At 69.8% G+C, this 22,558-nt stretch carries 23 protein-coding genes; 11 read left to right on the top strand and 12 right to left on the bottom strand.

What is annotated here, in order from left to right:
* Positions 1–17: 17 nt before the first annotated feature.
* On the top strand, positions 18–701 hold the full coding sequence (locus tag ACGFMK_RS01135; protein ID WP_285476768.1) for a metal-dependent transcriptional regulator: 684 nt from the start codon (positions 18–20) through the stop codon (positions 699–701).
* Here ACGFMK_RS01135 and ACGFMK_RS01130 read toward each other — a convergent pair.
* Positions 698–1,210, bottom strand: a complete 513-nt coding sequence (locus tag ACGFMK_RS01130) for a hypothetical protein (RefSeq protein WP_392755948.1) — start codon at positions 1,208–1,210, stop codon at positions 698–700. The genes ACGFMK_RS01135 and ACGFMK_RS01130 overlap by 4 nt on opposite strands.
* A gap of 170 nt (positions 1,211–1,380) precedes the next feature.
* Between ACGFMK_RS01130 and ACGFMK_RS01125 the strand changes: the two genes are divergently transcribed.
* From ACGFMK_RS01125 to ACGFMK_RS01110, 4 genes are all read left to right on the top strand, one after another.
* Positions 1,381–2,211 (top strand): LLM class flavin-dependent oxidoreductase, encoded by an 831-nt coding sequence (locus ACGFMK_RS01125; RefSeq protein WP_392757550.1) that lies wholly within the window; start codon positions 1,381–1,383, stop codon positions 2,209–2,211.
* Between the two features lie 73 nt (positions 2,212–2,284).
* On the top strand, positions 2,285–2,629 hold the full coding sequence (locus tag ACGFMK_RS01120) for a transcriptional regulator (RefSeq protein WP_392757548.1): 345 nt from the start codon (positions 2,285–2,287) through the stop codon (positions 2,627–2,629).
* A 75-nt stretch (positions 2,630–2,704) separates the two neighbouring features.
* Positions 2,705–3,763 (top strand): zinc-binding dehydrogenase, encoded by a 1,059-nt coding sequence (locus ACGFMK_RS01115; protein ID WP_392755945.1) that lies wholly within the window; start codon positions 2,705–2,707, stop codon positions 3,761–3,763.
* A gap of 175 nt (positions 3,764–3,938) precedes the next feature.
* Entirely contained in the window at positions 3,939–4,565 is a 627-nt protein-coding gene (locus ACGFMK_RS01110; protein WP_392755943.1) for an alpha-ketoglutarate-dependent dioxygenase AlkB family protein, read from the top strand.
* On the opposite strand, the gene ACGFMK_RS01105 is transcribed toward ACGFMK_RS01110, so the two are convergent.
* Positions 4,562–5,140, bottom strand: coding sequence for an ArsR/SmtB family transcription factor (locus ACGFMK_RS01105; RefSeq protein ID WP_392755941.1), 579 nt, complete (start codon positions 5,138–5,140; stop codon positions 4,562–4,564). The genes ACGFMK_RS01110 and ACGFMK_RS01105 overlap by 4 nt on opposite strands.
* 89 nt (positions 5,141–5,229) lie before the next feature.
* On the opposite strand from ACGFMK_RS01105, the gene ACGFMK_RS01100 reads away from it, so the two are divergent.
* Positions 5,230–5,586 (top strand): hypothetical protein, encoded by a 357-nt coding sequence (locus ACGFMK_RS01100; protein ID WP_392757545.1) that lies wholly within the window; start codon positions 5,230–5,232, stop codon positions 5,584–5,586.
* Positions 5,579–5,785 (top strand): hypothetical protein, encoded by a 207-nt coding sequence (locus tag ACGFMK_RS01095; protein ID WP_392755939.1) that lies wholly within the window; start codon positions 5,579–5,581, stop codon positions 5,783–5,785. The genes ACGFMK_RS01100 and ACGFMK_RS01095 overlap by 8 nt, the downstream gene beginning before the upstream one ends.
* A gap of 32 nt (positions 5,786–5,817) precedes the next feature.
* Here the strand turns inward: ACGFMK_RS01095 and ACGFMK_RS01090 are convergent, their stop codons facing one another.
* From ACGFMK_RS01090 to ACGFMK_RS01070, 5 genes are read right to left on the bottom strand one after another with little or no spacing between them, the layout of a single operon-like run.
* The gene (locus ACGFMK_RS01090) at positions 5,818–6,663 is read right to left on the bottom strand and encodes a biotin-dependent carboxyltransferase family protein (protein WP_392755936.1); all 846 of its coding nucleotides are present in this window, start codon (positions 6,661–6,663) and stop codon (positions 5,818–5,820) included.
* Entirely contained in the window at positions 6,660–7,268 is a 609-nt protein-coding gene (locus ACGFMK_RS01085) for an allophanate hydrolase subunit 1 (protein WP_392755933.1), read from the bottom strand. Before ACGFMK_RS01085 ends, ACGFMK_RS01090 begins: the two co-directional genes overlap by 4 nt.
* Positions 7,265–8,017, bottom strand: coding sequence for a LamB/YcsF family protein (locus tag ACGFMK_RS01080; protein ID WP_392755930.1), 753 nt, complete (start codon positions 8,015–8,017; stop codon positions 7,265–7,267). The genes ACGFMK_RS01085 and ACGFMK_RS01080 overlap by 4 nt, the downstream gene beginning before the upstream one ends.
* Before the next feature lies 1 nt (position 8,018).
* Positions 8,019–8,813 carry a putative hydro-lyase gene (locus ACGFMK_RS01075; RefSeq protein ID WP_392755927.1) on the bottom strand — a complete coding sequence of 265 codons (795 nt, stop codon included), beginning with the start codon at positions 8,811–8,813 and terminating at the stop codon, positions 8,019–8,021.
* A gap of 10 nt (positions 8,814–8,823) precedes the next feature.
* On the bottom strand, positions 8,824–10,065 hold the full coding sequence (locus ACGFMK_RS01070; RefSeq protein ID WP_392755925.1) for an MFS transporter: 1,242 nt from the start codon (positions 10,063–10,065) through the stop codon (positions 8,824–8,826).
* A 117-nt stretch (positions 10,066–10,182) separates the two neighbouring features.
* Here ACGFMK_RS01070 and ACGFMK_RS01065 point away from each other — a divergent pair, with 117 nt between their 5' ends.
* Positions 10,183–10,905, top strand: coding sequence for a GntR family transcriptional regulator (locus tag ACGFMK_RS01065; protein ID WP_392757543.1), 723 nt, complete (start codon positions 10,183–10,185; stop codon positions 10,903–10,905).
* Positions 10,906–11,086: 181 nt separating this feature from the next.
* A complete protein-coding gene (locus ACGFMK_RS01060) occupies positions 11,087–11,425 on the top strand; it encodes a hypothetical protein (protein WP_392755923.1) in 339 nt (112 codons plus the stop codon).
* Between the two features lie 65 nt (positions 11,426–11,490).
* Here ACGFMK_RS01060 and ACGFMK_RS01055 read toward each other — a convergent pair whose 3' ends face one another.
* From ACGFMK_RS01055 to ACGFMK_RS01035, 5 genes are all read right to left on the bottom strand, one after another.
* The gene (locus ACGFMK_RS01055) at positions 11,491–12,855 is read right to left on the bottom strand and encodes a ricin-type beta-trefoil lectin domain protein (RefSeq protein ID WP_392755920.1); all 1,365 of its coding nucleotides are present in this window, start codon (positions 12,853–12,855) and stop codon (positions 11,491–11,493) included.
* Positions 12,852–14,711, bottom strand: a complete 1,860-nt coding sequence (locus tag ACGFMK_RS01050; protein ID WP_392755918.1) for a ricin-type beta-trefoil lectin domain protein — start codon at positions 14,709–14,711, stop codon at positions 12,852–12,854. Before ACGFMK_RS01050 ends, ACGFMK_RS01055 begins: the two co-directional genes overlap by 4 nt.
* Positions 14,708–15,721 carry an RICIN domain-containing protein gene (locus tag ACGFMK_RS01045; RefSeq protein ID WP_392755916.1) on the bottom strand — a complete coding sequence of 338 codons (1,014 nt, stop codon included), beginning with the start codon at positions 15,719–15,721 and terminating at the stop codon, positions 14,708–14,710. Before ACGFMK_RS01045 ends, ACGFMK_RS01050 begins: the two co-directional genes overlap by 4 nt.
* Positions 15,722–15,856: 135 nt before the next feature.
* A complete protein-coding gene (locus tag ACGFMK_RS01040; RefSeq protein WP_392755914.1) occupies positions 15,857–17,083 on the bottom strand; it encodes a family 16 glycosylhydrolase in 1,227 nt (408 codons plus the stop codon).
* A gap of 984 nt (positions 17,084–18,067) precedes the next feature.
* Positions 18,068–19,303 (bottom strand): ROK family protein, encoded by a 1,236-nt coding sequence (locus tag ACGFMK_RS01035; RefSeq protein ID WP_392755912.1) that lies wholly within the window; start codon positions 19,301–19,303, stop codon positions 18,068–18,070.
* Positions 19,304–19,434: 131 nt separating this feature from the next.
* Here ACGFMK_RS01035 and ACGFMK_RS01030 point away from each other — a divergent pair, with 131 nt between their 5' ends.
* Both ACGFMK_RS01030 and ACGFMK_RS01025 read left to right on the top strand, forming a co-directional pair.
* Positions 19,435–20,622 carry an ROK family protein gene (locus tag ACGFMK_RS01030; protein WP_392755910.1) on the top strand — a complete coding sequence of 396 codons (1,188 nt, stop codon included), beginning with the start codon at positions 19,435–19,437 and terminating at the stop codon, positions 20,620–20,622.
* A gap of 205 nt (positions 20,623–20,827) precedes the next feature.
* Positions 20,828–22,498: an ABC transporter substrate-binding protein gene (locus tag ACGFMK_RS01025; RefSeq protein WP_392755908.1), complete on the top strand. Its 1,671-nt coding sequence runs from the start codon at positions 20,828–20,830 to the stop codon at positions 22,496–22,498.
* Positions 22,499–22,558: the final 60 nt, after the last annotated feature.

Raw genomic sequence — 22,558 nt, 5'->3', positions numbered from 1 at the left:
CCCGTATCGTGTGCGGCATGGGAGATGGTTCGGTCCGGAGGTCCTCGTCGGTCGAGGACTACGTCCGGGTGATCTACGGCCTGGTCGAGCGGGGTGAGGCGGTCACGAACACCTCCCTCGCCGGACGGTTGGAGGTCAGTCCGTCCTCGGCGTCGGGGATGGTCACGAAGCTGTCCCAGCTGGGCCTGGTCACCCACGTGCCGTACCGCGGGATCGAGCTCACGGCCGACGGCCGGCTGCTCGCGCGGTCGGTGCTGCGCCGCCACCGGCTGATCGAGACGTACCTGGTCTCCGAGCTCGGCTACACCTGGGACGAGGTCCACGCCGAGGCGGACGCGCTGGAGCACGCGGTGTCGGACAGGCTGGTCGAGCGCATCGCGGCCAAGCTCGGCAACCCGGTCCGCGACCCCCACGGCGACCCGATCCCGGCCGCGGACGGCAGCGTCGAGGAGTTGTCGGTCCGCATCCTGGACGACCTCGAGCCGGGCGCGGTCGGCGAGATCGTCCGGGTCTGGGACACGGACCCGGAGCTGCTCAGGTACCTGACGGAACACGCGATCAACCTGGGCGAGCGCATCGAGGTCGTGGAGCGCCAGCCGTTCGGCGGCCCGATGGTGGTCAAGGTGGGATCGCCGCCGGAGGTGGCCACCCATGCGATCGGCAAGGAGATCGCGCAGGCCTTGTCGGTCACACTGCGTTAGCCACCGACGGTGAGGCTGAAGCCGTCGCGCGCGGTCTCGTCCGCGCTCTTCCACAGGGTCCCGCGGTTGTTGTTGCCGAGGTGCACGCCGTAGCGGTCGGCGCTCGGCACATCGGTGAACGTGAAGGTGAACGTGCGCACCCACATGCCGTCGACGATCTTCGTTTCTTCGCCGGGGGTGCGGTGCAGCTCGGTGGTCGCCACGACCTTCCCGGTCTCGTCCACGAGCGTGACTTGCGAATCGTTGCTCAGGTCGCCGTAGCCGTCATACCCGTCAGCTGCGGCTTTGGTGCATTTCATGTCGCACAGCAGGGACAGCGTGCCGTGAACGGACGACGGGCCGGAGGTCGTGAACACGATGATCAGGACGGCGGCGAGTACCGCAACGGCCGCAGCGCCGAGCACGATGAAGAGATGCTTGCGGCTGCGGTGCGCGGGTTGCGAGACCGTGTCGGGTTGCGAGACCGGTTCGGGCGGTGGCGGCTGGTAGGTGTTCGGGTCGGCTGTCATTTGTCTGGCTCGCTCTCTGTGCCGTGATTGTGCAGAGAGACGTGTTGATCAGCGCGCGTGTTACGGAAGGTGACCTGCGGCGAGCACGCCTGACGTCGGTGCGCGTACGTCCGGGTGACGTCGTGGAACGGATGTGGTGACACGCTCGCGCCGCCGACCATGGGCGCATGATCTCTCCCTTCCGCTTCGGCGTCGTCGCCGGTTACTCGCCTGATCTGGCTGCCTGGACCGCTCAAGCGAGGCGGGTCGAGGACCTCGGGTTCGACACCCTGCTCGCCACCGATCCCGTCGCCGGGGCCGATCCCTTCGTGCTGCTCGGGGCGGCTGCCGCGGTCACCGGGCGGATCACGCTCGGTACCTACGTGCTCGCCGATCCGTTCCGGGACGCGCGGGCGCTCGACTGGCAGGCGCAGACGTTGCACCGGCAGACCGGCGGCCGGTTCGAGCTCGGGCTCGGCGCCGGGCGGCCGGACGCCGGCACGCACGCCGCCATGCTCGGGCGGGAGTTCCCCTCGCCGGGTGAGCGCGTCACACGGATGGCGGAAACGATCGCGCACCTCAAACGATCGATCGACCGCCCTCGGCTGCTGCTCTCCGCCAGCGGGCCGAAAATGCTGGCGCTCGCCGCGCAAGAAGCCGACATCGTCACCTTCTCCTGGCACCCGGCGACCACCGAGGACCAGGCCCAGTCCATTGTGGATCGATTCCGAGGACTGGCCGGGCCGCGGCTGCCGGAGATCGAGCTGGGGGTGAATCTGATCGCCGTCGGCGAGGAGCCGTCACCACAGGTCGCGCGGTTCGCCGGGCTGGACGTCCCGGAGCTCGTAGCGGCCGGCGCTGTCACCGTGCTGCCATCGGATCCGGGCCGTGCCAGGGAAAAGCTCCGCCACTGGCGGGACCGGTGGGGGATTTCCTACGTCACGGTCAACTCCGGCTACGCGGAACCGTTCGCCGCGATCGCGGACCACGTCAGGACTTCCGGGGCGTTCGCAGGTGGGTGAGAGCTCTTCCGATCTTGCCGAGGCAGGCTTACGCTCCAACTTTCCGTATTCGGGAGTGCTTCGGAGCGATGTGATGACCGGTCAGCGAACACACACGATCGACCGGGGGGAACTGGCGGAACTCGACCGGCTGCTGGCCGCCGGGCCCTTCGCCGTGGCACTGCGTGCGGCGATCCGGGTGCGTGGCCTCGGCCTCGACCGGATCCGCTATCGCTTGCGCGGCAGGGGAACCACGGTCAGCCTGGCCACCCTCAGCCACTGGCAGTCCGGGCGGTGCCGGCCCGAGCGGGCGGAATCGTTGGAGGCGCTGAGAAACCTCGAGGACATCCTGAACGTGCCCGACGGCTCGCTCAGCAAGCTCCTCGGACCACCGCGGGTGCGCACGCGCTTCCACCCGCACCCGCCACCGCTCAACTGAGCGATTTTCCCTTGCCGGTGCTCAAGTGAGCGGATTCGGGGCGGTGCCGCTCAGGTGAGCGGCTAGGCTCGCGGCATGCGAGCTGTGGTCATGGAGGAGTTCGGCGCGCCGCTCGTCGTCCGGGACGTGCCGGAACCGGTCGCGCCGCCCGGTGGCGTGGTCATCGAGGTCGACGCCACCGGCGTCTGCCGCAGCGACTGGCACACGTGGCAGGGTCACGACAGCGCGGTGACGCTGCCGCACGTCGCCGGGCACGAGCTCGCCGGCCGTGTCGTCGCGCTCGGCGAGGGCGTGCGGGGCTGGGCGCTCGGCGCGCGTGTCACCGTGCCGTTCGTCTGCGCCTGCGGCACGTGCGCCCAGTGCGCCCGCGGTGACCAGCAGATCTGCGACCGCGAGTTCCAGCCGGGCGCGACGCACTGGGGGTCGTTCGCCGAGCGTGTCGCGATCGGGCACGCCGAGGTCAACCTGGTCGCGCTGCCTGACTCGCTCGGCGCGGCCGAGGCGGCCGCGCTCGGCTGCCGGTTCGGCACGGCGTTCCGCGCGGTGCTGCGGCAGGGCCGGGTCACCGCCGGGCAGTGGGTGTCGGTGTACGGCTGCGGCGGCGTCGGGATCTCCGCCGTCCTGCTGGCCGTCGCGGCCGGGGCGAAGGTGGTCGCGGTCGACGTCTCGCCGGCCGCGCTGGAGCTGGCGGCGAAGTCGGGCGCGACCCTGACGGTCGACGCGTCGGCGTTCGACGGGCCCGAGGCCGTTGCCGAGCACGTCCGCGACCTGACCGGGGGCGGCACGCACGTCTCGCTCGACTGCCTCGGCTCGCCGTCGACCTGCGCGGCGTCGGTGGGCAGCCTCCGCAAACGCGGGCGGCACGTCCAGGCCGGGCTGATGCCGCCGGCGCAGGGCGTCGCGCCGATCCCGATGCACCGGGTCGTCGGCGGCGAGCTGGAACTGGTCGGGATCCACGGCCTGCAGGCCCACGAGTACCCGGAGCTGCTGCGCGTCGTCGAGACGTCGGGGATCGACCTGGCCGCGCTGATCGGCGCCCGGATCGGGCTCGACGACGTCCCGGCCGCGCTGGCCGCGATGAACGACCCCGTGCCGGCGCGGGCGGGCGTCACCGTGGTCACGTTCGGTGAGTGATCGGCGGCGCCGTGGTCAAGTGATCGGTTCGTAGCTGAACCGCGCTGGCATGTGACATTCAGGTGTGAGAACGTCCAATCACGGCGGTCCAGTGCGAGGGGATTCGGCCGCAGGAGCGCCCCGGTGGTCCGTTGGGACGTCTCCTGCGGCTGTCAACACTGGCACAATCGGCGTAGTGGACGCTCTTCTGCCGCGCCCTCGGGCCGAGCTCGCGCCCGGTGCGGTGCACCTGCCCGACTGGCTCGATTTCGACGCGCAGCGCGAGCTGGTCGCGGCCTGCCGCGGGTGGTCCGGTTACCGCCAAACCCGGCTGCCGAACGGCGGCGTGATGTCGGTGAAGTCCGTCTGCCTCGGCTGGCACTGGTACGCCTACGGCTACTCGCGCACGACTGGCGAGGGCACGCCGGTGCTGCCGTTCCCCGGCTGGCTCGGCGACCTCGGCCGCCGTGCGCTGGCGGACGCGTACGGCGAACCGGCCGCCGGTTACGCGCCGGACATCGCGCTGGTCAACTTCTACGACGCCGCCGCGAAGATGGGCCTGCACCAGGACAAGGACGAGCGGAGCCTGGATCCGGTGGTGTCACTCAGCCTCGGCGACACGTGCGTCTTCCGCTTCGGCAACACGGAGACCCGCGGCCGCCCGTACACCGACGTCGAGCTGCACTCGGGCGACCTGTTCGTCTTCGGCGGCCCGTCACGGCTCGCGTACCACGGGGTGCCGAAGACGCTGCCGGGCACGGCGGACCCGGCGCTCGGGCTGACCGGACGGCTGAACATCACACTGCGGGTGTCCGGCCTCTAGTCCTCTGTGGACTCCGCCTCCGGCACCACGACCAGCCGGACGGCCATCGCGCGCGAGCCCTCCGGGTGTTTTCCCGGCTCGGTGACGTACTTCCAGACCAGGTTCTGGTACTCCTCGACGAACGACGCGACCTGGTCCTTCGTCAGGTGCAGGCCGGAGCGGTAGATCTGGTTCCAGCCGGCCGAACTGTCGTACCCGGCGTACGCCCGCGTCACCAGCCCCAGGTCGTGGCTCATCTTGAGTGCGCCGAGCTTGAGCGCCGCCTCGCGTTCGTCCGGGGTCAGGTTCAGGCCCGGTGGGGTGTAGATGTCCTTCATCAGCGACTTCCACCAGCGTTCACGGCCGCTGGAACGCTCCTCGATCTCCGCGATCAGCTCCAGGTCGGCGAGCTTGCGGAGGTGGTAGCTGGTCGTGCCGGTGCTCTCGCCGAGGGCCTTCGCGACGCTCGTCGAGTTCGCCTCGCCGTGTTCGCCCAGGTAGGACAGGATGTCGCGGCGCACCGGGTTGGCCAGGGCCTTGTAGAAGGCCTTGAGATCCGCGCCGGTGAGGACGCGCCGTTCGGGACGTTCGACCATGACCCGAGCCTACTACAGAGACTGTTTGCAAAGAACCTCTGCAATCGGCTACCTTGGATTCCAGGGGTACGACACTTCGGGGGTTGACGATGCGGAAGGTCTTCTGGGCGGCGGGGTTGTGCCTGCTGCCGTGGATCGCGGTACTGGGGATGACACTGCCGGACGTCTATTCGGCGCAGCACTGGCGCCTGGCGTGGACGGGCTTCGACGCGGCGGAGGCGCTCGGCCTGCTCGTGACGGCCTGGCTGCTCGGCCGCGACGATCCGCGGATGCCGTTCGCCGCGATCGGCACGGCCACGCTCCTGCTGACCGACGCCTGGTTCGACGTCGTCACGGCCGGCGACGACGTCGTGTTCTCGCTGCTCATGGCCGGGTTGGAGGTGCCGCTGGCGCTGGCGTGCCTCTCGGTGGCGCTGCCGCGGCCGGCGGTGCCGGCGCATGTCTGAGCTGAGCCCGCGGTTGCGCGACGAGATCGACGACCAGGTCGCGGCGGCCTTCGACGCCTACCTGGCCGAGCGCCTGGCCGAGCCGGGCCCGCTGCGCGCCGCGGTCCGCGGCCGGTGGCGGTGGCGGTGGTGGGTTCCGGCGGTCACGGCGCTGGCCGGGTTCGCCGCGGCACTGTTGGTCTGCCGCGGCTGGTCGTGAGTGAGAAACAGGGTTAGAACACTGTTTCTCACTCACGAGGCCCGGAAGCGGAGGGTCTGGCCGGGGCGTAGCTGGGCGGCGACGTCCAGGTCGTCTTCGTCGACGACGGCGATCACCGGGTAGCCGCCCGTGGTCGGGTGGTCGGCGTGGAACAGGATCGGCCGGCCCGACGGCGGTACCTGCAGTGAGCCCGGCACGCACGGCTCCGACGGCAGTTCGTCTTCGCGCGCGCGGGAAAGCGGCGGGCCGGTCAGGCGGATGCCGACGCGGTCGGAGTCCGGCGAGACCGTGTACACAGTGGACAGAAGCTCGTCCGGTGCGGTGAACCAGTCGCGACGCGGTCCCGGTGTCACACGCAGAATCGGTGACGTGGGCAGAGCCGCGCGCGGCGCGAGATCGACCGTGGGGAACCCGGGCGGTGGTGGTCCGACCGGCAGCAGCATTCCCGCGGCGAGTGGTGGCGGGCCGAGCTTTCCCAGGGTGTCCGTCGAACGCGAGCCCAGCACCGGCGGGACGTCGATGCCGCCGCGCACCGCGACGTAACAGCGCAGCCCGGTCGACGCCATGCCGAGCGCCAGTTCCTCGCCCGGCCGGAGGGTGATCGGTGCGTTGAGGCCGAAAGCGCGGCCGCCTTTCGCCAACGGGCAGTCCGCGCCGGTCACCGCCACCGTCGTCACCGCCGACGCGCGCAGCACCAGGCCGCCGAGCGTGACCTCCAGGCCCGCGGCGCCCGAAGGGTTTCCGACGAGCCGGTTGGCCAGCCGGAACGAGCCGCGGTCGGCGGCGCCGGAACGTCCGACGCCGAGGGCGGCGTGCCCGGGACGCCCGAGGTCCTGCACGGTCGTCGCGAACCCGGGCCGGACGATCTCGAGCTTCACGAAACCTCCCGGAACCGGACCCGCGTCCCCGGCGGCAGCAGGTTCGGCGGGTCGCGTTCGACGTCCCACACCGGGGTTTCGGTGTGCCCGAGCAGCCGCCAGCCGCCCGGCGACGCGCTCGGGTACACCGCGCTGTACTCACCCGCGATCGCCACCGAACCCACCGGGATGCGCGTGCGGGGTGACGACCGGCGGGACACGTGCAGCCGGGTGTCCAAACCGGACAGATAGGCGAACCCCGGTGCGAACCCGCAGAACGCCGAGACGTACGAACCCGCGCTGTGCCGGACCACGACCTCCTTGATCGACAGCCCGCTCTCGGAAGCGACGTCCGCCAGGTCTTCACCGTCGTAAACCACGGGGATCACGACCGCGGCGGCCGCCGCGACCTGACTGTCCACTGGGGACGCCCGGCGCAGCAGGGCGCCCAGCCGATCGGCGGAGGTCACCGCCGGGTCGAAGCGGACCAGCAAGGTGCGGGCGGCCGGGACCAGCTCCTCGACACCGAGAGGCGGTGCCTGCGTCAACGCCGCCTGGTAGCCGAGGACGTCGTCGACCTCCACGAGCACCGCGCGCCGTCCGCAGGGCAGCAGCCGGACGCTCATCCGGTGAACGCGGCGAGCGGGATACCCGCATCGGTCAGGCCGTCGCGGATCCGCCGGGCCAGCTCCACCGCGCCCGGGGTGTCCCCGTGCACGCACAGGGAGTCCGGGCGCAGGTCGAGCTTGCCGCCGTCGGCCGTGACGACCCCGCCGCCGGTCGCCATCGCGACCGCGCGCTCGGCGACCGCGTCCGGCTCGTGCAGGACCGCGCCGGGCTGCTTGCGTGACACCAGGCGGCCTTCCGCGGTGTAGGCCCGGTCGGCGAACGCCTCCGCGTACGCCACCACCCCGGCTTTTTCCGCCTCCCGCCGCATTTCCGAGTCCGGCAGGCAGAGCAGCGCGAGCGCCGGGTCGTACCGGCGCAGGCCCTCGACGATCGCCGCGGCCTGCTCCGGGTCGGCCGCCGCGGTGTTGTACAACGCGCCGTGCGGCTTCACGTACGTCACGCGGCTGCCGGCCGCGCGGGCGAACGCGTCGAGGGCGCCGATCTGGTAGAGCACCTCGTTCGCCAGGTCCTCCGGCGCGATGTCGAGCGCGCGCCGGCCGAAGCCCGCCAGGTCGCGGTACCCGACGTGGGCGCCGATCGCGACGTCGCGATCGGCCGCCAGTTCGCACACGTGCCGCATCACCGACGGGTCGCCTGCGTGGAAGCCGCAGGCGACGTTCGCGCTGGTGACGATGTCGAGCACGGCTTCGTCGTCGCCCATCTGCCAGGCGCCGAAGCCCTCGCCGAGGTCACTGTTCAGATCCATTTCAGCCCACCCGGTATTCGCTGTCGTGCCGGTCCGTGATGAACATGTACCCCGGCGCGTGGGTGATCGCGTACGGCGGACGTGACGCCATCAGTGCCGCCTGCGGGGTGACCCCGCAGGCCCAGAACACCGGCACGTCGCCGTCGGCCGCGTCCACCGGATCACCGAAGTCCGGCCGGGAAAGGTCTTCGATGCCGAGGGCGCGCGGATCGCCGATGTGCACCGGCGCGCCGTGGACGGACGGCATGGCGCGGGTGATCCGGATGGCGTCGTCGACGCGGTCCTCCGGGATCTGCCGCATCGACACCACGAGCGGGCCGAACAGCCGCCCGGCCGGCTCGCACGGCCGGTTCGTCACGTACATCGCGACGTTGCGGCCCTGCTCGACGTGCCGCAGCGGGACGCCCTCGGCGGCCAGCGCCGTCTCGAACGTGAAGCTGCAGCCGATCGAGAAGGCGACCATGTCGCTGCGCCACAGCCCGGTCGCGTCCGAGACCTCGCCGGCGAGCACGCCGTTCTGCCAGATCCGGTAGCGCGGCAGGTCGGTGCGCAGGTCCGCGCCCTCGGCGAGCCGCGTGCCCGGGTCGCCGGGGTCGGAGACGTCGAGCAGCGGGCACGCCTGCGGGTTGCGGGTGCAGAACAGCAGGACGTCGTAGGCCCAGTCCTCGGGCACGGCGATCAGGTTGGTCTGGGTGAAGCCGCCCGCCCAGCCGGTCGTGGGGCGGGCCGTGCCACGTCGGAAGACAGAACGTGCTTGCTCCGGCGTGAAAGTGGCGGGTTGGTCGAAGGTCGTCATGAGTTCCCCCTCAGTCAACGAGTTCGATCCCTCGGGTTTCGGGCAGGCCGAGCAGGGCCACCGCGGCGATGGCGTAGCCGATCGCGCCGAACACGATCGCACCGCCGGCGCCGAGGAAACCCACGACGGTCGGGAAGATCGCGCCGACAGCGCGGCCGAAGTTGTAGGTGAAGCCCTGGCCGGTGCCGCGCAGGGCCGTCGGGTACAGCTCGGCGAGGTAGGCGCCGAAGCCGCTGAAGATCGCGGACATCGAGAAGCCGAGCGGGAAGCCGAGCACCAGCACGAGACCGTTGGCGCCCTTGGGGATCTGGGTGTAGGCGACGATCAGCCCGGCCGACAGGATCGCGAACGTCAGGAAGGTCTTCTTGCGCCCCATCAGGTCTGTCAGGTAGCCGCCGCAGACGTACCCGACGAAGGCGCCGGTGATGAGGAACGCGAGGTAGCCGCCGGTGCCGATCACGGTCAGCTCGCGCGTCTTCTTCAGGTACGACGGCAGCCAGGTCGAGATCGTGTAGTACCCGCCCTGGACGCCCGTCGCGAGCAGCGCGGCGAAGAACGTGGTGCGCAGGAGGTCGCGGTGGAAGATCTTGACCAGCGTGCCCTTGACGCGCTCGGTCTTGAGGCGTTCTTCGGCGCGGGGCGCGTCCTTGACGCTCTTGCGGACCCAGAGCACCAGCAGCGCCGGGATGACGCCGGTCCAGAACATGATGCGCCAGGCCAGATCGGGACTCGCGATGCTGAAGACGACGGTGTAGACGATCACCGACAGGCCCCAGCCGACCGCCCACGCGCTCTGCACGAACGCCACGGTCCGGCCGCGGTAGCGCGCCGAGGAGTACTCCGCGACCAGCGCCGCGCCGGCCGCCCATTCACCGCCGAAGCCCAGGCCCTGCAGGGCGCGGAAGATCAGCAGCGTCTCGAAGTTGGGCGCGAACCCGCAGAGCACGGTGAAGACCGTGTACATCGCGATGGTGATTTGGAGCGTGCGGACGCGGCCGATGCGGTCGGCCAGCATGCCGGCGCCGATCCCGCCGACGGCCGACACGACCAGCGTCGTCGTGCCGAGCAGGCCGGCTTCACCGCTCGATATGCCGAAGTACGCGGTGATCGCGGCGAGGCCGAGGGGCAGGGTCTGGTAGTCGAACGAGTCCAGGCCGTACCCGCCGAACGCGCCGGCGAACGCGCGTTGGCCGCGTTTCCCCAGCGTGCGGAACCAGTCGAACGGCCGGGCCTCGGTTGCTGTGGCAGTCATGTCGGGCACCTCCTGGCCAGTGTCTCATCGTGGCGTGCCTCACACAGTAAGGATTGTTCAACAATTCCACAAGACTGCAATTGGATCGTCCTCAGTGTGACGGGTACCATCGTCGTCGTGGTCATCGAAGACAGTGACGTCCCGGGCCTGGAAGCCGATCGCGGCCTCGTCAGCCGCAAGAGCACGGCCGAGCGGGTGGCGGGAGTGCTGCGCAAGCGCATCGCGGAGGGCTTCTTCCTGCCCGGCGGACGGCTGTCGGAGCAGGACATCGGCAACGCGCTCGGCGTCTCGCGCAACACCCTGCGGGAGGCGTTCCGGCTGCTCACGCACGAGCGGCTGCTCGCCCACGAGCTCAACCGCGGGGTCTTCGTGCGGATCCCGAGCGTCGAGGACGTCGTCGACATCTACCGGGTGCGCAAGATCATCGAGTGCGCCGCCGTCCGGGGGGTGACGGCCAAGCCCGCGTCCTTTCCGAAGATCCGCGAGAAGGTCGAGATCGGCGACGAGGCCGCGCGCACGGGGAACTGGAAGGACCTCGGCACCGCGAACGTCTGGTTCCACCAGGAGCTGGCCGCGCTGTCGGGCAGCGAGCGCGTCAACGAGCTGGTCAGCAGGCTCATCGCCGAGCTGCGGCTGGTGTTCCACATCATGGCCGAGCCGCGCCGCTTCCACGAGCGCTACCTGCCGCGCAACCACGAGATCCTGGACCGGATCGAGGCCGGCGACGGCCTGGGCGCGGAGCAGCTGCTGATGAAGTACCTGGAAGACGCGGAAGAGCAGCTGGTCGGCGCGTACGCCGAACGCGCGGCGGCGGCCCGGGCGGCGATCGCCGTCGACTGATGGCCGAACGGGCAGGCTTGCCGTCCGGAGGGGCCGAGCCCCAGCCGGAACCGATGGCGCCTGGATAACCTCATCGCGGTTTCGCCGCCGGAACCCCCAGCGGTGGCCGAGACCCAGGCTGCCGGGGCGTGGTTACCCCCCAGGGCCACCCCCGGCAGCTCCGGACGGCACCCTGGGACCCATGCGGATGAACTCGCGAGCGTGGTCCGGCCGCTTCGACGCGGTCCCGTGGGCCGAAATCGCCACCTGGTTCCACGAGCTGGCCGCGGAGCACGCGGAGTTCCGCCCGATGACCGACATCGTCACCAGCGTCCTGGCCCGCGGAGGTGACCGGCACCTGGTCGCGCTCACCGCGATGCACGACCTGGTCGTCACGTCCCGGCCGGTGCCGGCGGACCGGCCGATCGAGGTCGTCGTCGTCCGCTCGCCCGCACCCGGCCACCTTGACGCGGACGCGGTGCCGCAGTTCTGGCGGCTGGTACGCGAAAAGTTCGGCGTGGAGCCGGTCCGGCAGCCTTGAAAGCCGTGAATGGCCCATTGAGAGACTCTAAGTCTCTCAATGGTCCATTCACGGACTTTCGGAACTTAGCCGGCGTAGCGGGCGAAGATCCTCGTGAAGTCCCATGCCTGCTGGGAAACGCCCGAACACGTGTCGTCGTTCGGGTACGCCCCGGGGCACGGGCGGTCGCGGTTCGCGGACCAGAACGTCAACCGGGCCAGGTGGTGCTGGTTCGCGTAGGCCAGGATGGTGGTGAAGTCGTTGAGCGTGACCGTCTCGCTGTTGTCCGTGATGCCGTTCATCGACGAGATGCCCATGTGCCGGTAGGCCGTGTCGTCGTCGTAGCCGTAAGCCGACTTGACGACGTTCTTGAGGCCCTCGGCCGCGCGCTGCGTGAGCGTGCCCATGTTCTGGCCGGCCCCGCCGAAGTCGAACGGCATGATCACCCAGCCGTCGACCGTGAGCCCGGCCTGCGCCGCCCGGTTGACCAGGCTGTTGTCCGGCCCCGACTGCCCGGTGCCGAACGTGACGTACAGCTTGATGCCGGCGTTGTTCGCGCGGATCGTCTTCAGCGCGTCGACCGTGCGCTGCTGCACGGTCGGGTTGCTGTAGGCGTCGGCCTCGATGTCGATGTCGATCGCCTTGAGGCCGTAGGCGCTGATCACCTTCTGGTACGCCGCCGCCAGCTCACCCGCGCTGCCGCACGACGACTCCAGCTTGTTGCCGGAGTAGCCGCCGAACGACGGGATGACGTCGCCGCCGCCCGCGCGCACCGTGGTGATGGTGTTCTGGTCGACGCCGCCGGTCAGCGCGCGCCCGCCGTCCCACTGCGGGTTGCAGTAGCCGTTCGACAGCACGAACGCCAGCGTGAACCACTTGACGCCGGTGGCGTTCTGGATCGTCGCCGGGCTGGGCGGGTTGCCCCAGCCGTTGTAGAGGTACGGCGCGACGGCCATCACGCCCGGCCCGGTCGGCGGCGGGGTCGTGCCGCCGCTCGGCAGCGTCCACTGCTGGTTGGCGCTGGTGGCGCACGTCCAGATCTGCAGCCGCGTGCCGTTCGCGCTCGAGTTGCCGGTGGCGTCGAGGCACTTGCCCGACCCGGTGTTGACGAGGTTCTTCGCCGCGTTGGCCGTCCACTTCTGGGCGGCGGAGCCGTTGCAGTCCCAGAGCTGGATGGTGGTGCCGTTGGCCGTCCCGGCGCTGGTGACGTCGAGGCACTTGCCCAGCGCCTGCAGGGATCCGTCGGACCCGACCGTCCACTGTTGAGCGTTCGAGCCGTTGCAGTCGTAGAGCTGGATCGCCGTGCCGTTCGCGGTGCTCGCCGCGTTGACGTCGACGCACTTGCCGGCGATGCCGGTGATCGGCCCGGTCGCCGCCTGCGCGACACCCGGGGCGAGCACCAGAGCCGACGCTGCTGCTATGAGCGCACCGAATGCTGCGAGTTTCTTCATGCGGGCACGTTCCACTTCTGGTTGGCCGCGCCGGTGCACGTCCAGATCTGCAGCCGGGTGCCGTTCGCGCTGGAGTTGCCGGTGGCGTCGAGGCACTTGTTCGACGCCGACCCGACGATGTCCTTGGCCGCGGTCGCCGCCCATCTCTGGTTGGCCGTCCCGCCGCAGTCCCACAGCTGCAGCTGGGCACCGTCCGCAGTGGACTGACCGGTCACGTCGAGGCACTTGCCCAGCGCGCGGATCGTGCCGTCGGTGCCGACCGTCCACTGTTGCGCGGTCGAGCCGTTGCAGTCGTAGAGCTGGACCGCGGTGCCGTTGGTGCTGCTCGCGCCGGCGACGTCGATGCACTTGCCGCCGAGACCGGTGATCGCGCCGGTCTGGCCGCCACCGCCGCCCGTGCCCTGGTTGCCGGCCCAGGTGAACGTCGCCGACGTGTGGCCGGGCAGGCTGTAGGTGAACGACGAGTTGCCCCAGTTCACCCGCACGCTCTGGGTGCCGGTGCTGGTGTTGTACGCGATCAGCGCCTTCGAGCCGTCCGGGTTCTTCCAGGCGACGTTGCGGACCGTGGCGTTGTCGTTCGAGTCGATCCGGACCGCGCCCGGCTTCACGAACTTCGTCAGGTGGCCCATCGTGTAGTACTCGACGGTGTAATCGACCTGGCCGTTGCGGCCGTCTCCGTTGTGGACGGTCACCAAGCCGGTGCACGTGTCACAGCCGCCGTTGTGCGGGTTGTGCGCCTGGTCCATCGCCAGGCTCCACTTGGTGACCGTGCGGCTCCAGTTGCGCGTGTAGTCGACGATGTTGTTCATGTCCTCGGCCTGCTGGTTCGACACCCAGGTGCCGCCGGAGTGCTCGGTCGAGTACGCGTTCACGCTCGGGTACTGGTTGTGCACGGTCGTCTGCTGCGAGACGTCGCCGCCGTACCCGTGCCACGCCATGCCGCCGAAGTTCGGGTCGGTGCGGATGGCCGCGTCGTCCATCGTGGGCGCCGCGAACGCCTGGTACTGGTCCCAGTTCCAGTCGAGCGCGAGGACCTTTGTGGACAGTCCGGCACTGTGCAGCGCGGGCAGCAGGTTGGTCTTGGTGAAGTAGGCCAGGCCCGCGCCGTTCCAGTTGGTCGACGGGTAGCTCGCGCAGCACGTCGGTTCGTTCTGGACGGTCAGGTAGTTGATCGGCACACCCGCGGCCTGGTAGGCCTGGATGTACTTGACGAAGTACTGCGCGTAGGCCGGGTAGAACTGCGACTCGACCCAGCCGAGCAGGTAGCTGTCGTTGTCCTTCATCCACGGCGGTGCGCTCCACGGCGACGCCATGACCTTGATCTGCGGGTTGAGCTGCAGCGCCTGCTTGGTCAGTGGCAGCACGTCCGCCTGGTCGTGCGCGATGGAGAACTTCGTCAGGTTCGGATCGGTTTGCCCGGCCGGAACGTCGTCGAACGTGTAGCTGTTGCGCGCGATGTCCGACGCGCCGATCGGGTTGCGCAGGAAGCTGATGCCGATGCCGGCGTTGGGGTCGAACAGCTTCTGCATGACCGAGTTGCGCGTGCTCGCGCTGAGCAGGTTGCTGGAGTTGAGCAGCCACGCCGCGGAGTCGGTGAACGACGCACCGGCACCCTCGAACTGCTGGTACGTCGTGTTTTCGTTGACGTTGATGGTCTGGCCGCCGGTGCCGGTGCCCGCGGCGAAGCTGATCGGCGTCTGCTGTTGCAGGCCGCGGGTGACGTTGACGCCCTTGGCGTCGTCGGTCGTGGTGAGCCAGACGTTCACGGTCTCGCCCGCGGCCTGCGCGGGCACGGCGAAGGTGGCGGCGGCGAGTGCCGTCACGCCCAAAAGCGCGGCGAGAGAGCGTTTTCTCATGGGAGTGTCCACTTCTGGTTCGCGCCGGACCCGCAGGTCCAGATCTGGAGCCGGGTACCGTTGGCGGAGCTGTTGCCGGTCGCGTCGAGACACTTGCCGGAGCCCGCGTTGACGAGGTTCTGCGATCCGTTGGCCGACCACTTCTGGGCGGTGGATCCGTTGCAGTCCCACAACTGGACGGTGGTGCCGTTCGTGGTGCCCGCGCTGGTGACGTCGAGGCACTTGCCGAGGGCGCGGATCGTGCCGTCGGAACCGACCGTCCACTGTTGAGCGGTGGTGCCGTTGCAGTCGTAGAGCTGCACGGCGGTGCCGTTGGCGCTGCTCGCCGCGTTGACGTCGACGCACTTGCCGCCGAGGCCGGTGATCCGGCCCGCGTTCTGAGTGGGCGGGGTGGTGGTGCCGCCGGCGAACTGCGTGGCGACCTGCTCACCGAGGCTGGTGGCGTTGTTGTGGTTCTCGATCGGGTTGACGTGCGTGTTCGGGAACACGATGTACGTCACCGGACCCTCGGTGCCGCCGTTGCTCGGGTCGGGGTTGATGCCGAGGTTGACCGCGGTGGCGTAGGACGCCTCACCGATGATGCTGGTCGGGCCGGTGTCGCCGACCACGGCGTAGGTGACCTGATTGTTGTAGATCACCGCCACCACCGAACCGCCGTCGATGCCGTAGTTGCGGTAGTCCCATGTGGACGTCGGCTGCGGCAGTACGATGTAGGGCAGTTGCGCCGCGTTCAGCGGCTGGTCGGTCGAGGTGTGGAACGCCGTGTCCGGGTAGAAGCAGCAGTCGGTCTGCTCGTTGCACTGGGACGTACGGACACCGTCGCAGTCGATGTCCATGTCGGCCTTGAAGAAGACCGCGCCGTTGGCCTGGCAGACGGGCACGGTGGCCGCGCCGCCTTCGTCGAAGGAGTACTTGCCGTTCGAGATCTGCTGGCACGACGTCGTTTTCGCGAGCAGCTGGCTCGCGGACGGCCCGGCTTCGGGAGCGGCCTGGGCCGACCCCGTCGTCAAGCAGGTAAGCGCTATCAGGGCACCGCCCAAGAGCGCGAGGAGCTTTCTCCGCACTGGAACTCTCCTTGGGAAAAAGGGAAAGAGGGCACGACGACCAGGCGGACCGAGCCGGTCCGCCTGGTCGAGGTGGTTAGATCAGGGCGTGGTCCACTTCTGGTTCGCGCCGCCGCCGCAGGTCCAGATCTGCAGGCGGGTGCCGTTCGCACTCGAGTTGCCGGTGGCGTCGAGGCACTTGTTCGCGTTGGGGTTCACGATGTCGTGCGCCGCGCTGATCGCCCACTGCTGGGCGGCGGTGCCGTTGCAGTCGTAGAGCTGTACGACTGTCCCGTCCGCGGTGCCCGCGGCGTTGACGTCCATGCACTTGCCCAGCGCGCGGATCGTGCCGTCGGTGCCGATGGTCCAGTTCTGCGCGGCGTTGCCATTGCAGTCGGTGATCTGGATCGGCGTGAGGTTGGCGGTGCTGGCGCCCGCGACGTCGACGCACTTGCCGCCGATGCCGGTGATCCGCCCGGTGCGCCCGGACGGCGGGGTGCCGCCGCCGGTGTCGTTCGTGACGTGCACGTAGTCGACCACCAGCTGCTGCGGGAACTGAGTGCTGCTGTTGGGGTCGCCGGGCCAGTACCCGCCGACGGCGAGGTTCAGGATGATGAAGAAGTTGTGGTCGTAGACCCAGCGGTTGCCGTTCAGGTCGGCCGGCGTGCGGGTCTGGTAGAGGTTCCCGTCGACGTACCACTTGATCTGGTTGGGCGACCAGTCGACGGCGTAGGTGTGGAAGTCGTCGGAGAAGTTGGGGCCGTTGTAGGCCGCGCCGATGCCGCCGGAACCGGAGTAACCCGGGCCGTGGATGGTGCCGTGCACGGTGTTCGGCTCGAAGCCGACGTTCTCCATGACGTCGATTTCGCCGTCGGTCGGCCAGTTGCCGCCGCCGAGCATCCAGAACGCCGGCCACATGCCCTGCCCGCGCGGGAGCTTCATGCGCGTCTCGAAGTGGCCGTAGGCCTGGCTGAACTTGCCGGAGGTGTTCATCCGCGCCGAGGTGTACTCGCAGCGGCCGTACCAGCAGTTGTAGTTGCCGGGGTTTTCCTTCTTGGCCGTGATCACGAGGTGGCCCTGGCCGTCGAGCTGGGCGTTGTTCGTGCCCGACGTGTAGTACTGGCGCTCGTGGTTGTTGACGTTGTCGCCGGTTTCGAGCTGCCACTTGGAACCGTCGACGGCGGACCCGGCGGGGCCGTTGAAGTCGTCGGTGAAGGTGGCCGCGGCTTCGGCCGCGGGCGCGCTCAGCGCCTGCTGCCCGACGAACAGGAGGGAGGCAGCGGCGAACAGAGCAGCTGCTCTTCGGAACTTGCGGAACGAGGTGGACATCTTTGTCGCCTCTCTCACCGAGGGGACCGGCGTTCCGCGCGCAACACGGGAACGCGGGGAGGGGGAGGTGGCCGCGCGTGCCGGGGCGGCGGCAGGCGTGACCGTGCAGCGCGCTGCCGTCCGCGGTCCGGGGCGGGGTGGGTCGCGGGCGACAACGGGTTGTACCGGGCTTTGTTGTGCTTGGCAACAAAGTATGCATGGTCCAGACAAGTCCGGCAACCATCGGCCGGTCATTTTTTTTCAACCCGAATTAAGGGTGGGTTGGTGACGGGGCCGGGCGGCGCGTGGTGCGGCTGACCTGCGGGAGCCGGGTTCCCGCTCAGCGGGGCACGCCGGTTGTCCACAGGCTTGCCGTGTTGTGGAGAGGCGGGCCGCCGGGGCGGGCTTTGCCGCGGTTTTGTCCGGGGGTCTCGATACGCTGGAGCGGGGATGGACCCCCTGGGAGGGTGGGCCCTGCTCTGGGCCGCGAAGGGCCGGCACCCTGCCGCGAAGGGCCGACACGCCGGCGGGAGTGGCCAAAACGGCGCTCGGAACGCCCAACACGGCGCCTGGTACGCCCAACGCGGCGCCGGAACGGCCAACCCGGCGCCCCGAACGGCCAACACGGCGCCGCTAGGGCCGAGACTGCGAACGGCCAACGCAGCCCCACAAAGGGCCGAGACGGCGCAGCGAAGGGCCGACACGGCGCAGCGAAGGGCCGACACGGCGCAGCGAAGGGCCGACACGGCGCAGCGAAGGGCCGACATGGCGCAGCGAAGGGCCAACACAGCGGCGGGAGTGGCCAGCACGCTGGCGCGGAGGGTCAACGCACTGCCGCGAGGGTCAACACGGCGGCGGGAGTGGCCAACACGGCGCCCGGAACAGCCAACACGCCCGGGGCCGGCGGGTGTGGCCGGCGAGTTGGTCGCTCAGGTGAGCGTGTTGGCCAGTCCGGGCGGTGTGTTGGCCACACCGGTGAGGGTGAGAGTGAGAGCGAGAGCCGGGTCAGGCCGCGTCTGAGTTGGAAGCGCCCGGCTTCGCGATCCGGGATGTCGCGCCCTGCTCCAGCAGGTCCGCCACCGGCAGCGTGGCCGCGCCCGTCGCGACCGCGTCCAGGCCCAGCGAGCCCAGCTGGATCGACGTCTGGCTGAACGGGTGCCGCAGTGCGTGCTCACCGGCGGCGGCACGGATCTGCGGCAGCAGCTGCTCCCCCAGCGCCAGGCCCGCCCAGCCGCCGATCACGATGCGTTCCGGGTTGAACAGGTTGATCAGGTTCGCGATCCCCGCACCGAGGTAGCCCGCCGTGTCCTCCAGGACACGCGCCGCCGTCTTGGACTTCGGGGCCGCCTCCAGCAGGGCCGCGAACTGGGCCTGCTCGTCCTCGCCCGGGACGTCCTTGCCGCGGGCACGGCGGTAGCGCGCGAGCACTCCGCCCGCGCCGATGTAGGCCTCCAGGCAGCCGCGTGCGCCGCAGCGGCAGTCGTGCCCGCCGTACGCGATCGTCGTGTGGCCCCACTCGCCCGCGCTGCTCGTCGAGCCGCGATACGTCGTGCCGTCGGTGACCACCGCCGCGCCGACGCCCGAGCCGATCAGCGCGATCACCGCGTGGCGCGCGCCGCGGCCGGCGCCGAACCACATCTCCGCCTGGCCCTGCGTCTTCGCGCCGTTGTCGACGAACAACGGCAGGTGCACGCCGGCGTCCTGCAGCAGCGCAACGAGCGGGACGGCGTCCCAGCCGACCGTCGGCGCGTGGACCAGCACCCGCTCACCCTGCTCGACCGTGCCCGGTACGCCGATGCCGACCCCGAGCACGGCGGAGTCGTCGATGCCCGCGCTGGCGAACACCTCCCGCAGCCCGGACGTCACCTGCTCGACCGCCGTCGCCGGGTCCGGGGCCGCCGGGAGCGGGTGCTCGACCGTCGCGAGCCGGTTCATCGCCAGGTCGAACAGCTCGACCTTGACGCCGGTTTCGCCGATGTCGACGCCGGCGACGTGCCCGTACGCCGGGTCGACGCGCAGCAGCACGCGCGGCCGGCCGCCGTCCGATTCCACCTGGCCCGCTTCGGTGATGAGCCGTTCCTCGCCCAGCTCGGCGGTCACGTTGCTGACCGTGGCGGCACTCAATCCGGTCAGCTGGCTCAGTTCGTGCCGCGAGAGCGGGCCGTCGAAGTAGAGTTTCGACAGCAGCAGGGAACGGTTGTGCCGCCGCAGATCGCGGACGGTGGTGCGCTTGCTCGCCATGGGCAACCCATCTGAACTCTTAACGGCTACTGACAGGATGCCTGATCACCCTAAGTTGTGGCCATGTATTAACTGGTGAACTAAGTCCCGAACTGGTGGTCGTACACCAGGTGTCTGGCACAATCCCCACCGTGACCCAGGTGGTGCGGCAGACGACCAGAGACCTCCGGCGGCACAATCGTGCGGCACTGCTCTCCACCCTCTACCTCCACGGCCCGGTCAGCAGACTGGAACTGGTAGCTGAATCGGGACTATCGGCCGCCACCGTTACGAACGTCGTAGCCGAACTGATCGCCGACGGCGTCGTCGCCGAGGCCGGATCGGTCGAATCGGACGGTGGCCGCCCGCGGACGCTGCTCGCCGTGCGGCCCGATTTCGGGCACGTCGTCGGGGTCGACGTCAGCGAGACGCACGTCGAGGTCGGCCTGTTCGACTGCGCGCTCGGGACGCTGGGCACCGTGCGCCACCCCCTGGTCGGCACCCGGCTGGACCCGGGCGAGGTGGCCGCGCTGGTCCACACCGGCATCGCCGAGGTGCTCGAGGGCGGCGGGGCGGACGCGGTGTTCGGGGTCGGCATCGGCGTGCCCGGGGCGGTCCGCGACGGCGGGATCGTCCACGCGCCCACCCTCGGCTGGAGCGGCGTGGCCTTCGCCGACCTGATCCGCCCGCACGTCGTGGCGCCGCTGCACCTGGACAACCGCGCCCGCACGCTGGGCCAGGCCGAGAGCTGGCTGGGCGCGGGCCGGGGTGCCGACCGCGCCATCGTCGCCCTGCTCGGCGTGGGGGTCGGGGCCGCGGTCGCGACGGCCGGGCCGTCCCACCCGGGCATCACGACCAGCGAGTGGGGGCACACGGTCGTCAAGGCGGGCGGCGCGGCCTGCCGGTGCGGGTCGCACGGCTGCCTCGAGGCCTACGTCGGCATCGAAGCCGTCGTCCGGCACTACGCCGACCGGGTGGGAAAAGAGCCGGTCATCGGGGACGAAAGTGACGCCGAACTGGCCCGCATCGTGGCCGAAGCCCAGGTCGGCGGCCCCGCCGCGGAGGTGCTGGCCGAGACCGGCGAGTACCTCGGGATCGGCATCGCGAACCTGATCAACCTGCTCAGCCCCGATCGGGTAGTGCTTTCCGGCTCCGCGGGGGCGATCATGGGTCCGGCGATCCTGCCCGCCGTCCGTGACGCGGTCGGCCGGCACGCGCTCGACTACCTGGCCGGGCGCACCGAGGTCGTCCTCGGCCGGCTCGGGCCGGAGGCCGTCGCGCTCGGAGCGGCCACGCTGCCGGTCGCCCAGCTGCTCGCCGCGGGCGGCCGGACCGGCTGAAATCCCTTGCCTCGCAAGGGGTAAACCGCCGGTCGGCCCAAGCTCACGAGTTCTTTCAGTACTTAAACTTAGGCACAAAACGTTACCCGCGTGTTATTGACGTGACCCGAGTCACCCGGGTTGACTCGTGGCGTCGTTCGGTCGCCGGCGGTCGGGGCTCGCTACCAGTCGACACGGAGTAGTCGTCGATGACCAGGAGGAACCGATGCGAGTCAAGCGCTCCATCGTCGCAGCGCTCGTGGCAGTAATGGCCCTGGGGGGCTTGACCGCGTGCGGGGGAGGTGGCACCTCCAGCGCGGGCCAGGGCAACCCCAACGCCGTGCTCAACGTGGGCATGCCGAACGGCCCGCAGTCGGAGAACAACAACCCGTTCCTCGAGACGTCGGCCGCGGCCAACCTCGGGTACCGCTGGACGATCTACGAACCCCTGGTGATGCTCAACCGCGTCAAGCCGCAGGAGCCGGGCAAGCCGTGGCTGGCCACCAAGTGGGACTGGACGGAGAACTACAAGAAGCTGGTCCTGACCATCCGGGACAACGTCAAGTTCTCCGACGGCCAGCCGATGACCGGTGACGACGTGGCCTACACGTTCGGCCTGCTGCGGGACAACAAGGCGCTGAACATCGACGCCGTCCCGTACAAGGACATCACCGCCGCCGGCAACCAGGTGACGCTGAACTTCGACAGCTCCCAGTTCGTCAACCAGGTCAAGATCCTGCAGACGATCGTGGTGCCGAAGCACATCTGGCAGGGCATCAAGGACCCGGCGCTCGACACGATCAAGAACCCGGTCGGCACCGGCCCGTACACGCTCAAGTCGTTCACCCCGCAGACGGTGATCGTCAGCCAGCGTGACGGCTACTGGCAGGAAGCGCCGAAGGTCAAGGAGATCCGCTACACGTCCTACACGGACAACAACGCGCAGGTCTCGGCGCTGGCCAGCGGTGCGGCCGAGTGGAGCTTCGTCTTCATCCCGAACTACAAGGCCGTCTACACGAACAAGGACCCGCAGCACTACAAGCTCTGGTTCCCCGCGCAGCTGGCCGTCCACGGCCTGTGGTTCAACACCGAGAAGGCCCCCTGGAACAGCGCGCCGCTGCGTCAGGCGATCAGCAAGGTGATCAACCGCGACGACATCTTCAACCAGGGTGAGGCCGGCTACTTCTACCCGAAGAACGACCAGGTCACCGGCATTCCGACGCCGGCGGGCGACCCGTTCATCGCGCCGCAGTACAAGGGCCAGACCGTCAAGGTCGACGTCGCGGCGGCCAAGGCGCAGCTCACCGGCGCCGGCTTCACGTTCAACGGCGACAAGCTGCAGGACTCGTCCGGCAAGCCGGTCACCCTCAAGCTCACGGTCCCGTCGGGCTGGTCGGACTACATCACCGACCTGGAGATCATCAAGGACAACCTGTCGCAGATCGGCATCACCGCGACGGTCGACAAGATGAACCAGGACGCGTGGACGAAGTCGGTCGACACCGGTGACTTCGAGGGCCTGATGCACTGGACCAACGACGGTGCGACGCCGTACGACATGTACCGCGACGTCATGGACGGCAACCGCTACAAGCCGACCGGCCAGGGCAACATCAACGGCAACTACGGCCGCTTCAAGAACGACGAGGCGACCAAGGCGCTCGAGACCTACGCCAACGCCGAGGACGACGCCTCCCGCACCGCCGCCATGGCGACGCTGCAGAAGATCATGATCGACCAGCAGCCGATGATCCCGACGTCGGCCGCGAACTCCGGTGGCGAGTACAGCACGAAGAACTGGACGGGCTGGCCCGAGGAGGCGAACCCGTACGCCCCCGCGCAGCCCACCCTGCGCAACGCGCTGGACATCATCCTGCACCTGAAGCCCGCGGCCTGATCGATGGCGGACTCAGGTGTGAAGACCGAACACGGGGACGGCCGCGGCGACACCGCGGCC

Source organism: Amycolatopsis sp. NPDC049252, from assembly GCF_043197175.1.
Classification (GTDB): Bacteria; Actinomycetota; Actinomycetes; order Mycobacteriales; family Pseudonocardiaceae; genus Amycolatopsis.
This window is presented reverse-complemented; position numbering and strand designations above follow the sequence as displayed.